Annotated in this window: 10 protein-coding genes; 3 read left to right on the top strand and 7 right to left on the bottom strand. The window is 44.3% G+C overall.

Annotation, left to right across the window (positions count from 1 at the left end; genetic code table 11):
* A partial coding sequence (locus tag EPO18_RS11820) for an undecaprenyl-diphosphate phosphatase (RefSeq protein WP_292433576.1) occupies nucleotides 1–153 on the top strand: 153 nt, incomplete at its 5' end.
* A gap of 266 nt (nucleotides 154–419) precedes the next feature.
* On the opposite strand, the gene EPO18_RS11815 is transcribed toward EPO18_RS11820, so the two are convergent.
* From EPO18_RS11815 to EPO18_RS11800, 4 genes are all read right to left on the bottom strand, one after another.
* Entirely contained in the window at nucleotides 420–842 is a 423-nt protein-coding gene (locus tag EPO18_RS11815) for a DUF4398 domain-containing protein (protein ID WP_292433575.1), read from the bottom strand.
* Between the two features lie 18 nt (nucleotides 843–860).
* On the bottom strand, nucleotides 861–1,253 hold the full coding sequence (locus tag EPO18_RS11810) for a DUF4398 domain-containing protein (protein ID WP_292433574.1): 393 nt from the start codon (nucleotides 1,251–1,253) through the stop codon (nucleotides 861–863).
* Nucleotides 1,254–1,630: 377 nt separating this feature from the next.
* Nucleotides 1,631–2,248 (bottom strand): nuclear transport factor 2 family protein, encoded by a 618-nt coding sequence (locus EPO18_RS11805; RefSeq protein ID WP_292433573.1) that lies wholly within the window; start codon nucleotides 2,246–2,248, stop codon nucleotides 1,631–1,633.
* Nucleotides 2,249–2,443: 195 nt separating this feature from the next.
* Entirely contained in the window at nucleotides 2,444–4,096 is a 1,653-nt protein-coding gene (locus EPO18_RS11800) for an alpha-keto acid decarboxylase family protein (RefSeq protein ID WP_292433572.1), read from the bottom strand.
* Nucleotides 4,097–4,676: 580 nt separating this feature from the next.
* Between EPO18_RS11800 and EPO18_RS11795 the strand changes: the two genes are divergently transcribed.
* Both EPO18_RS11795 and EPO18_RS11790 read left to right on the top strand, forming a co-directional pair.
* The gene (locus EPO18_RS11795) at nucleotides 4,677–7,790 is read left to right on the top strand and encodes a tetratricopeptide repeat protein (protein ID WP_292433571.1); all 3,114 of its coding nucleotides are present in this window, start codon (nucleotides 4,677–4,679) and stop codon (nucleotides 7,788–7,790) included.
* Nucleotides 7,791–8,089: 299 nt separating this feature from the next.
* The gene (locus tag EPO18_RS11790) at nucleotides 8,090–8,461 is read left to right on the top strand and encodes a hypothetical protein (protein ID WP_292433570.1); all 372 of its coding nucleotides are present in this window, start codon (nucleotides 8,090–8,092) and stop codon (nucleotides 8,459–8,461) included.
* A gap of 187 nt (nucleotides 8,462–8,648) precedes the next feature.
* On the opposite strand, the gene EPO18_RS11785 is transcribed toward EPO18_RS11790, so the two are convergent.
* The 3 genes from EPO18_RS11785 to EPO18_RS11775 all read right to left on the bottom strand — a co-directional run bounded on the left by EPO18_RS11785 (nucleotide 8,649) and on the right by EPO18_RS11775 (nucleotide 11,901).
* Nucleotides 8,649–10,667 (bottom strand): ATP-binding protein, encoded by a 2,019-nt coding sequence (locus EPO18_RS11785; RefSeq protein ID WP_292433569.1) that lies wholly within the window; start codon nucleotides 10,665–10,667, stop codon nucleotides 8,649–8,651.
* On the bottom strand, nucleotides 10,657–11,253 hold the full coding sequence (locus EPO18_RS11780; RefSeq protein ID WP_292433568.1) for a DUF1638 domain-containing protein: 597 nt from the start codon (nucleotides 11,251–11,253) through the stop codon (nucleotides 10,657–10,659). Before EPO18_RS11780 ends, EPO18_RS11785 begins: the two co-directional genes overlap by 11 nt.
* A gap of 282 nt (nucleotides 11,254–11,535) precedes the next feature.
* Complete coding sequence (locus EPO18_RS11775; protein ID WP_292433567.1) at nucleotides 11,536–11,901, bottom strand: uroporphyrinogen decarboxylase family protein; 366 nt, start codon at nucleotides 11,899–11,901, stop codon at nucleotides 11,536–11,538.
* Between the last annotated feature and the right edge of the window lie 76 nt (nucleotides 11,902–11,977).

Raw genomic sequence — 11,977 nt, 5'->3', positions numbered from 1 at the left:
GCTGCATTTCTCAGTGCATTATTAGCAATCAAAGCGCTATTACGCTATATCAGTCATCATGACTTCATTATTTTTGCTTGGTATCGCATAGTCTTTGGCTTAATTGTACTTGCCACATCATACAGCGGCCTAGTGCAATGGACCGTTGATTAATATGACTCTAAAACTATAGCCTTATTTTCATAAGGCTTTGTTTTTCACTCTTCGTAACAACCAAAAATCAACCACTGCTAGCGTGGAACAATATTGCCTTTTTCGTCTGAGAGGATAATTTCCACCCGCCCATTCATTTGACGGCCGGCAGCCGTATTACGGTAAGTTATTGATTCCGTTCGTGGTGAGTCCTTCGACTGTACTCAGGAGAGCCTTGTCGAACCATGAATGGAATCAATTTGTTCAGCGCTTCCCTAGAGTAATCATCATTCCTCGTTCGGTTTGCTTAGCATGTGACTCCTTGAGTTGCTGTTTGGGGCCGCATCGGCTTCAGCCGTTCTCACATGAAGTTGGATTTGAGTGCGTTTGGCTGTGGAGTAGGCGATCGCTAATTCAGCAGCTTTCTGCTTGGCGGTTTCCTCCGCTACTGCCACTTGCTGCTTGGCTAAATAGGCCAGTTGATTGACAGTTTCATCATCTTCATCTTCTAAGGCAGCATCTGCTTTTTTCAAAGCGTCGTCGGCCGCTTTCAATTCAAGCGCTGCCAGATTTGTGACATCAGGATTAGTTCGTGCATTGTTGAAACTGTTATGCGCCTCTGTCAGAGAAGCGTTTTTCGGCATGGTAGTGCAGCCTGAAACAATCGCGACAGCAAACAGGATAATGAGATGATATCGATGATTTTTCATGATGAACTCCATTTATGATTACTGGGCTTGACGTTCGACTTCTTGTTGCAGCGCACGATTACCTTCTTCCAATTCGCGCGCTGCTTTCTGCGCCTTGGCTGCACGCGCCGTCGTCGAGGCTAGTTGAGCGTCTACCTGCGCTTGTTCCGCCAATTGTCGGGTTAACTCATACTCTTCATCTGCCATGGCTCGCTCGGCAGCCCCCATCTTATTCATCGCAGACCTTAGCAGTACCGGTGTAAACTCATTGCCACCCGCGCTAATTGCAGTGTTTACCGCATCCTTGGAAACGGCCATTTGTTCGATAGGTGCCGGGATGCTTGAGCAACCGACCACAAACATTGCAACAATTGTGATGATGCCGATGCCCTGCATCATTTGATGCAATTTTAGATAATCAAAAATTTTCATTATTCTTCCCCATTGAATTAAACATCGGACAGAATCGTTACAATGATGCTCTATTCCGATTGCAACAACTCTCCGTTTTTTCAAAGGACTGTTTTTTAAGATATTTAGCAGGAATTAAATTCCCTTTTATAAAAGTTTATAAAAGCGCACTGTGCGCTAGCGAACATAAGCTTAAATAATGCTAAACAGGATTAACGTTCAATTCCTGGTCGCAAAATAGTTCGTATAAAAATTACAGCCAGCAAGTTAGGTGATGAAACGAACTTATTGATGAACTGGCTAGTTAAGAAATGACTTCATCAACAATGCTCTCATCCAGTAAGATGCAAGGGAGAGCTGCCAATGCAATAGCGTACTACAGGACTCGTAGATACCGGTTATATGGTGCCGGAATAAGGCTTTTGTTTTTCAGGCGGGGCGGCTTTTTCCATCTGACGGCGAAATTCGTCCAATTGCCGTATTAACTCCTGACTAAAGGATTTGATTTGTTTCTCAAACAAAGGAATTTGCTGCTTCAACTCCTTGTTAAAGGTTTCGCCTATCGATCGCAAACTTCTAAAAATGTCTCCCAAAGGCAGTATTGAAAGATTATTGAGCGTTTGCTGATAATCGACTTTCCATTGATTGTTTTCTTTTAATAATACAGTATCAAAAGACAAAACATCATCGATCTCAGATTTTTTTAACGTCATGAACGTTGCTACAGTTGCATTGGAGCCGTCGATTAAAGCCGTCTCGGTCTTTACTGTCACATCTTCCAGATTTTGCTGTTTATTCACAAGATATTGAGTATCCCGGGTGGCGTATTTTCTGGCAGAGTCAAGATCGCCATCCGCCATCGCTTCCCAAAATTCCGTAGAAACCTGTTCGGGGGTCGATACGGTCTGACAGCCGCCCAGCAGCAACAAAAGACTTAAAAGCCCCGTCAACCCAGCTAAGCTAAGCTTTATGTGATAACCAGTGAAGCTCTCTAATAAAACTTTAATTGTCGCCATCGAAAACTCCGGGAATTTGCAGTAAATTCAAGAAAAGTTATTTGAAATCAAGGTGGCCGGAACAACGGCTTCCGGAATAGTCAAAACCTATACCCAAACAATTCGTTCGATAACGAAAAGTTTAAATGTAATTAAAAAATGTAGGGTACTCTGAGCATACCGCATGGGCTGATTTTGCAACAGGCCCCTTGTCGCTCAGTTTCCACCTTTTACCCTGGATTTTAAGTGTTTTGCAAGGCGTTTCATGGATAATGAAGAATCATCGGCCGCGAGATGGACGTTGATAATGCTAGGCATAGTTTGGTTGTTCAAAGCATTAATAAGCGCCGTTTCAAACGTTTCTTCGGTAGCGGCATCGTACCCAGTTAAAGGGCCAAAGACTTCCCCCAGCCGATCGAAACGCCAATTACTAATATCATTAAAAGGGCCTTCAAGGATGCCGCGTTCGGTACTGTAACCCCTGTTGTTAAAAACTACCACAATCGGATTCAAGCCAAGATAGGCGTGTGTTGAAAGCTCAGTGCCGGTCATTTGAAAAGCGCCATCTCCAACCAGAATCAGTGCACGATGATCAGGACGGGCGATTTGCGCGCCGAGCGCAGCGGGCACTGCAAAACCCATGGTGGCATAGAAACCGGAGGCCAAGAACTCGCTCTGCTCGTGTACCCGTAAATCGATAGCAGCAAAAAGGCAATCGCCTACATCGCAAACGACGATCATCTCATCGCTAAGCGCCTGATCGATTCGCTCGATCAAACGGGCTATTGTTATCGGCTGGTTCGTTTCAGGAAAATCACTTGATTCCAATGCTACCGGTTTCAATGGATATGCTTCGCCGCAAAATTTAACAGTGCCCGTCAATTTTGCTAAAAAATCAGCCAACGCGACGCGAGGATAACGGTGGGCGCTGATCACAACTTCATTCATAGATGCGCGGATCATCAAATGGGGATCCAGTTTCGCCGTATAGATGCCGGTATCGATGTCATTCAACGTCACGCCCAGCATTAACAGTAAGTCGGATTGCTCTACCGTATACCGCGCATTCTCCGAACTCATCGCGCCCTGATAGATACCGAAATAGGCAGGATGCCGCTCGGCAATGACTGACTTACCGGATAGTGTGGCTACAACCGGAAACTTAGTCCGTTCAACAAATTTGACCAAAGTCTCTTGGAGTCTGCGCCGATGTAACTCAACGCCCGCTATGATCATCGGCGAAACTGACTTAGCCATAAGCTCGGTTGTTTCAGCGATGGCTTCGGATAATGCGGTCTCGTCGCTGGCAAACCCTTCCATGGTCACCTCCGGCATCGGATAGCCCTCTACCATGACCATGTCGCGGGGAAGTTCTATATAAACCGGTTTACAAAACCGGCGAGCAGCTGTAATTGCATGATCTATCTGCCGAAAAGCAATCACAGGATCATTCAGCACCACGGATACGCAGGTAATACGTTCGAAAATTTCGCGTTGGAACGTGAACGGACCAAAACGGTGATGAATCAATGGATCATCTCGTTGTTCACGTACCCCAGGACCGCCGCTGATCACGACCACAGGCGAAGACTCCGCATAGGCACAGGCCACTGCGTTTACTGTATTGAGAGCCCCCACGCCGTAAGTCACCGCCAGCGCTCCCATTCCCAGACAACGTGCATAACCGTCGGCGGCAAAGGCAGCGGTATCTTCCCGCGTGGTGCCGATATGCTGTACGGGACTTTTGACCATCAAATCATAAAACCCGAGCACATAGTCCCCCGGAACGCCAAAGATATGCTTAACACCTGACTCATAAAGGCGCTTGAGCAGGTATTGTCCAATCGTGTCGAATTTAGCGGTGCTCATAACGATTTATCCTATAAATAAAGAACTAATCAAACAAGTCAACGGGCAAATCTTTCAGGCAAATGGTAAAACCAAAAAAGAGATTAGAATTCTAATTACATGTTTATAAACATTACACCTTACCAATCTTAGTGAGCAAGATATTTTGTAGGCATGGCGCGCATAAGGGCTCTTCAACAAATGCCGACATCTGAAAATAATCGTTGAGCAAAAGGCATCAATCAGAAGCGGCCAGTGGTCGGCCGACGGTATTCGCGAATGGCAGTGCGTAAGAAAATGCAGAAGGTATCCGTACAAAGAACCAACGGGAACATAAGCGCGCCGAAAATGGGACATAAGCGGAAAACCTAAATATAAATTAAAACATGTAGGGCGCCCTGCGCATACCCCCATAATAAACGAGATTGGTCTTAGCACAGCAAACCAGATATTTTAGACCATGATATGATACGTTAGACTTTAAAGTACGCGTAGCGTATCTTGTCGGGCTAATGCATCTTTAGATTTAAATTAAGGCACATCATTAATCAGGAAACGGCACTTGTCGGCAATATAATAAAAATTATTATTGGGGAATAAAATGCGCAAGGTATTATTGTTCATACTTTTTATCACAGCATCTTATGCTGCGTTTAACAAATATCAACGGTTCTTTTTTGATAAGCCTGAACCTACTTTCAGCGATACGTTAAACAAGAAAACAGCAGAAAACTTTGCCGGTTTTCATATCACCAATCTTTCCGGTTCGGTATTACCCAATGCAGGCACGGCTGAGGAAAAACTGGCAATTATCGATTCATATTACCGCCTTAAGCCAGATAGGCGTTTTATCAGCGCAATTACATCCATCAACCAGTTTTTCCTACAAAAAACTGATAATGATAAAGTCAGCTATCAGTTCGTCAATCATGTCTGGGAAATCAGGCATGGCGATGATTTGTTGGGAACCTTGCCTGAATACCCCGATTTTCCAGATTACATGGCGTTGTTGCAACAATTAGCGGCGCAGCTGGCATCTAGGCAAGCCGTCGTGCTGGCCCCGGATGGACTTATTCCGTCTCAGGAAAAACCTTTCTTTTACCACGAATTGACAGCACCGTTGAATGAGTGCGGCGCACAATGGCTAGACCACAAATATAACAAAAATTGCCTGAATTTCGCCGTCCGCGCCTATAGCGCCATAATGATGCAAGCTTTTGATAATATGGGAGCGTTTGATGAGATTTACGGCCAATCCGTAGCTTTCCTGGCGATTGCCAAAAGCCTGACCGGCGAAGCTTATGCCGAAGAAGAAGCTATCATGGCCCACCAAATGGGCTACACCACGCAGGCCAAAAAACTGTTGGACACGCTGCCGGATGACACCCCGTATAAGCTTTATGTCAACCAACAGACACAAAGACTCCAAGACCTGGCCGACAATGATAAAAGCAATGGCCAAGCTTTATTTCTGGCACTGATGAGACTGGGTTATCAGGAAAACAAAACCGGCTTTTATGATTTACTCAAAAAACAAAAAATAACAAACCCTGCATTGATATTGCCGATAATCAAAGCCGAATTGCAAATCGACGATTTTGAAATTAGCAGGACTCGTGGCTGGGTATTGCAAGGCGCAACTCTATTTTTGGCGGACTACCAACCGGACTGGTTGACTTTAGCCAGTAAAACCGTTGAACAGATTTTAACGGCTTTGGCTTATACGGACGAAGCTGAAGCCGACACCCTGATAAACCAAGGCGCCAACGCCTTGCTGTCACTCATGAAAACAACCGAAAAAGATGTGGTCGACAAATTTGAAGCGGCTATGGACAAAAAATCCGGAACCCCGGACACGCCATTTTTGCCGAAACATTTTCAGCGGGCGTATCTTAGCGGCTATTTTTATTCCGGGCTTTATCTAGAAGCCAAACATCGACTATTTACTAAGTCTTCCATCCCGGAAGCCGAAGCCTTGCTACAGAAATTTGCTACCTCGACCGGCGCGTTTCAAAGAGAATTCGTCAGTTGGTATCAAAATTTAATCAATGCCGAAAAAGGGATGCTTTCTGAAAACGATTTATTCAGAAACCTTGAGTCTTTGCAGCATATGGGCATGTGGCCGATCATTAAGGCTTTCGATTCCAATCAAAATTTATTTAAATTCGGCGCTCCGGACATGCGTAATGCCGTAAAACTGATGTTCAACAAATTCGATACCCGTCCGCAATTATTGGCTCAAGCAGCCAACATTTCGGCGACGCAATTGTATGACCTGGATTTGTCTGAAAAATTACATGCCGCCAGCGTCAAATTAAACGGGGACGATGGCACCGGTAAAAAGAATCTTGCGTTACTGCATAAAGACCCTGATGCGTTGGTTTCCGCCATTAATGACGAATTTGGCTATAAAAATCTGGCTGAGCAACTGCAATTCATCAATGTGCCCGATAAGAAATTGCGGGAAATTTATGATGCCGCCCGTGAAAAATATCCGAATAATAGAACTATAGTCAGCGATTACACTAAGTATTTGCGCGATAGCGCTCATGAGCCGCAACAAGCTTTGAAAATAGCTCAAAACTGGCTGACCAATAATCCTCAAACAGATCCCAATGTCGATATTTTTGACATGCTTTTTACAACAACTTCGGCTGCCAAAAGCCTTAATGCCTTGAATCGGCATAAAGAAGCCTTGGCTATACTGTCTCCAATAGTTGAAAGTTGGCAAGGAGGAGTCATGACCGAATATGCGAACACGCTTGCTTTATTAGGCCGGGATCAGGAAGCCGAAGACTATTTCTCTAAAACGCTGGCCCGTTACCCTGGCGCCACTTATGCCATGCTGGATTACTGCTCATTTTTATGGAACCGAGGCCGTTATGATGCAGCCGCCGACTTAGTGAAACCGCGTATAGAAAATGTAGGATTTTTACGCGAATTGGCGGACTTGTTCGGCAAAACATTTGCAGGAAAAACAGAGGCGGCCAAGCAAGCTTTTTTAGCTATTGCCGCCACCAATCAAACTGCATTCACGCTGGACAGTTTTTTACATTACGCCTCTAAAAATAAGATGGCCGCTATTGTCGCTCCTCTTTACCCAATGATTAAAAACCAAGGCGGCGGTGTGATCTTTATCGCCATTCATCAATATGAAGCGAACAAGGAAAGCAATGGCAAAGATCTGGCTTTGGAGCAGTTAAAAGCAGGAATAAATCCCGCTGTGCTGAACCGTTTAAGCATGCCGATCTATGAAGAAGGACAGTACGATTTGCTGTGGGATTTGATCGAGCAGCCAACGGCAAATGATTATCCTGAAATGGTTTGGTTGTTGCGGGCGACGACCTATCGATTGGAAGGCGGCACCGCCGCACAAAAGCAAGCACTTGACGAGTTTTATCAACAGCCGATTAATAACAACCGCATAATCGCGATAGGCAAATATTTGCTTGATGGCTTGTCACGCGAGGAACTCTTGGTATTTGCCAAAAATAACAATAACGTTTTATCCGAGGTCGCTTTTTATATCGCCGTGCGGCACATGAGCGAGCAGCAGTTTGTGGAAGCCAACCGTTGGTTGCGATTGTCCATTGAAACCGCCGAAATCAGAAATCACGAATTAGCTTGGGCAAACCAATATCTTTATAACTGGTACTCTGATTATTTGTCCTTGGCGCAAAGGAATTCATACAAACTGATGTACGCGAAGAAATGAAGGCGATACGAGATTTCTTCTGTCTAATACTGACGCATGCCCTCAGGATAGCTCATGTAATAGAGTATCTTGTGACAAGTGTGAGAGGCTGCATTATCCGGTTTAGTGTAGCCACTTTATGTTGCCGAAGCATTGGGCAAGACAACATAAGCTTCACAATAATATTTATTGACAGCTGATGATATTGGTATACATTAAAATATGTTTTATATTAAATTTAATCCGCTGTATTAAAAACTCATTTTTAATACACCTTACTTGTTTGACCTGATATTCAATAGGCAAGTTAGGCATCACTAATGACAAACATATCTACTTCAAGCGCCAATCAGTACGGCTTCCAACAGCTTAGTGCGGTCATGGCGCTCAGAAATGTTGCTCAAGCAGAGCAGGTAGCTCAGTCATTGAGGGCACGGGCTAATGATGCACAACGCGTGGTGGATGTAGCGAAGGAAAATGCCAGAGCCTTGCTCGTTCAGTCGAATCAAGCACAAGTGCGGGCTGAAAATGAGCGACAAATGTTGAATACATCAAACTCTATTTTGCAGGCAGGCACTCAGCTGTCGAATTTTGTCAATCATGTTATCGTGCCCTCCTCCTCAACTCCCTCACCATTGGTCGACAACAGCCAACCAAAAGCTATCGGCAGCATAATCGATATCAATGCTTAGACGTCTGCCGAGCTTAGTGATTCCATATAAAATAATTTTATTCACTATTTAGGACGCCCTCGACGCCGTCGAATAAGCATTTACCCCAACGATGGAACCGACGCTAAAACGCTATTGCATCATGCTAATATGGCAATGTACGAAGCAAAGGAATCCAGGCTTGCGCCATAAATATCCCTGCAATTTATCAAATGTCGGCATCAGATAGCAATTTAGTAACCACTTCAAAATCGAATTGATTGATCCGCTCTGCCAGCACATCGGCTAACTGAGCATCAAGTGCTTTAATTTGCTCTATTGCCACCAAGCTTTGTTCTATATCCAAACTCATGGCCGCTTGCTGCAATTCAGACAATAACGCTTCCGGCAGCTGTTTTAAACGTTCATCATTAAGCAATTGCTCAGTAACATTTTTCCGGATAACCGGCTCATCGTAAATAAACTGCACACCTAGATGTTTTGTCATCAAAGCGAAAATCTCGGCTTCCCGATAGGGTTTGCTGACAATATCATTGACCCCTGCATTTAAAAACTCTTGCTGTTGCTCTGTAAAAACTGATGCAGTCAAAGCGACAATTTTCACTTTATCGCCATTGGGTAAAGCCCGAATTTTTTGCGTGGCAGCGATACCGTCCATAATGGGCATGCGCCTATCCATCCAAATAAAATCAGGTTGCCAGCGCTTAAATTGCTCTACGCCTTGTTCACCATTCACTGCTTCAAACACTTGAAAGCCGACGAATTCCATCAACCTTTTTAACAACAGCCGATTTTCCAATTGATCTTCAACAATCAAAACACGATAAACCGGTTGCCCTTCCGCTAATCCCAGCACTTGCTTACCGTCAAGGACTAATTTGTTGATAATCTCCGATTGCTCAACCTTGGTAACAGGTAACTTTAAAATAAAAGATGATCCCTTATCCAATTCACTGGCCACAGTAATCTGCCCACCCATTAATTCTGCGTATTGCTTGGTAATCCGCAGCCCTAAGCCGCTACCTTGTTGATAGGATTCTCTACCGACTTGTACAAAGGTATCGAAAATGAACGGCAAATCCTGTTCGGCAATGCCGATACCGGTATCTTCAATCTCGCAAATTAATAAGCATTGTTGATTATCGGGCAAATCTTCAGCCCTTAAATACACGACAACGCGGCCTTTTTGAGTATATTTAATCGCATTACCGACCAAATTAAGCAAAATTTGCCGTAATTTTGCCTCGTCGCTGTTAACAAAACGCGGAAAACTGGACGATTGATCCAAAAACAATTCCAAGCCTTTGGCTTCGGCGCGTTCGTGCATCATGTCAATGGTGTCAAGAATTAACGCGCCTAAGTCAAAATTACCGTTTTCAATGATCACGCGCCCCGCTTCGATTTTTGCCATATCCAGTACATCGTTAATCAGTTTCAGCAGGTGCTTACCGCTATTATTAATGATATTCAGCGTCTCACGTTGCGCGGGACTAAGTTCACTGTCTTTTTGCATTAACTGCGAAAATCCCAAAACGGCATTCATCGGCGTGCGTAATTCATGACTCATGTTGGCTAAAAATATACTTTTGGCTCGATTCGCCGCTTCCGCTTCATCTTTTGCCGCTAATAATTCCTGCTCTGTTTGCTTGCGAATAATAATTTCTTGCTGTAATAGATTATTGATGTGTTGTAAACGGGTATGTCCGAGAATTTCATTTTTTAATACCAGCGCGGCGTAGTTAAAGAAGAGCGGCAATTGATTATGCAAATCGCGCATCGCGACATGCAAGCTTTCCATTTTAAATACGCCGATCATAGTTGAGCCGACCTTGAGCGGATAAACCCATGTGTACGCATGAGTGAAAGCGGGTGTTAGCATCTGGGTATCGCTAAAGTCATGCTCATATTCGCTGGCCTCCCCTGTTGTGAAGGCATTGCTGACACGTTGATCATCCAGTTGTTGCAGGTGTTTTTTCAGTCCGTAAACATCGGCATAAAAAATATCGGCATCGATTTTGTAATACAGAATCAGGTTAGCGCCGCCAATGACATCGACAATGGAACGCAACATATTGTCAATAACATTTTCCAATCCTGATGCTTCACCCATTTTTCTCATCAACTGCATAACCAGCTGTTGATTGGACTTTTCCAGAGCGAGTTTGGTAGCGCGCTGTTTGAGTTTATTCCACTCGGCGACAGGGATGGTCATTAGTTCATTGAGCATGCATATTATCCAGTTTACGGCTGATGGCGGTTTGCAAAACGTTTTCGAGATGATCCAAGCTCACATCGCGCCATTGCACAGGTAAATCCAGCATGCTGCTGATATGCGCTGCTTCCAGGCTAAAATCGTCGGATTGCGGTGTGCGCAAGCACAACAGATAATGGTGTTGGTCATGGAAAATATCGCGAATAACGGCGATATTCGAGCCGAATGTTTTAGCAATAACGGCATCCCAATTGTGCGCCCAGTCATCCAGTAAAAAGAACGCGCCCTTGCCCAGCTCTTGATTGAATTCTTCTTCACCTAACAGCATTTCAATACAATTTTGTCCCTGCGTCCGCAGAGTGTGGGCTTCATTCAGCATGTTATCCATTCTAGGATGGCAAGCCCCATAAAAGACAAGAGTTTGCTCATTCGTATGTCGCGATAAACCTGCCTGTAAAGCGCAGGACAAGCGATTGAAGTCAATATGCAACGAAGCGGGCAAAAAATCCGTTGTTAGCGGCCAGTTATTTTTTGCAATTAAAAAGTTAACTTCTTTTTGCAAAATGCCGCAGCCGACCAGGCTCAGTGTTAATGATGACATGGACTCATATATACATAATGTCCACGAAAGACACGAAAAACACAAAAAACCTGTATAAGTAAAAAACTACTTATCCCATCTGACGCCTGCTTCAGCATGTTACAAACCATGCTGTTTAACCTATTAAATTTCAAAGCAGCTTTAAACTCCCGCATATAATTTTTCTGGGGTCCAAAGCTTGCTTTGGCGTCGACCCCACCTGATAACGTTTCTCTCTGTATCAATAGTCTTGTCCATTTTTTCGTGTCTTTCGTGCTTTTCGTGGACAGTAATCGTCCCAACTTAAAATCGCCCAAACTCATAAACAGCATCTAACATCGCTCTGATATTACGTTCGGGGATTTTATACGGCATCAGAATCGTCCCAAAAAGAAATTTACCGCCCGCCATACCCGCCGCTAACATGCGTTTTACTTCTTGCCTAATTTCCTGTTCCGACCAATCAATCAGCTTAATATCATTGATAACACCGCACGTTAGGCCTCGTCCATTGATAATTTGCTTACCTACGGCAATATCGTCCAAAGGGCTTAAATAATAAGTCTCTATGCCAATTTGCGAAATAATGGATTCAATGACCTGATTAAATCGCGCTCCACCGCAGTAATAGACAATGCCTTGCAAACCTGCGCTTAAATCTTGCTTCATCCACGGTATACCCGTTTTGATAATGTATGGGAGCGGCACAAAATCGGTAGAGCCGAACGGGTTAGATCGGAAGAGC

Source organism: Methylobacter sp. (genome assembly GCF_004322395.1).
Classification (GTDB): Bacteria; Pseudomonadota; Gammaproteobacteria; order Methylococcales; family Methylomonadaceae; genus Methylobacter_A.
The sequence above is the reverse complement of the archived record's forward strand: the minus strand, read 5'-3'. Positions and strand labels throughout refer to the sequence as shown.

Excerpts from the sequence above, each read along its gene's own strand:
- EPO18_RS11815 (WP_292433575.1), bottom strand. The coding sequence starts at position 842 with ATGAAAAATCATCGATATCATCTCATTATCCTGTTTGCTGTCGCGATT.
- EPO18_RS11810 (WP_292433574.1), bottom strand. The coding sequence starts at position 1,253 with ATGAAAATTTTTGATTATCTAAAATTGCATCAAATGATGCAGGGCATC.
- EPO18_RS11805 (WP_292433573.1), bottom strand. The coding sequence starts at position 2,248 with ATGGCGACAATTAAAGTTTTATTAGAGAGCTTCACTGGTTATCACATA.
- EPO18_RS11800 (WP_292433572.1), bottom strand. The coding sequence starts at position 4,096 with ATGAGCACCGCTAAATTCGACACGATTGGACAATACCTGCTCAAGCGC.
- EPO18_RS11795 (WP_292433571.1), top strand. The coding sequence starts at position 4,677 with ATGCGCAAGGTATTATTGTTCATACTTTTTATCACAGCATCTTATGCT.
- EPO18_RS11790 (WP_292433570.1), top strand. The coding sequence starts at position 8,090 with ATGACAAACATATCTACTTCAAGCGCCAATCAGTACGGCTTCCAACAG.
- EPO18_RS11785 (WP_292433569.1), bottom strand. The coding sequence starts at position 10,667 with ATGCTCAATGAACTAATGACCATCCCTGTCGCCGAGTGGAATAAACTC.
- EPO18_RS11780 (WP_292433568.1), bottom strand. The coding sequence starts at position 11,253 with ATGTCATCATTAACACTGAGCCTGGTCGGCTGCGGCATTTTGCAAAAA.
- EPO18_RS11775 (WP_292433567.1), bottom strand. The coding sequence starts at position 11,901 with ATGAAGCAAGATTTAAGCGCAGGTTTGCAAGGCATTGTCTATTACTGC.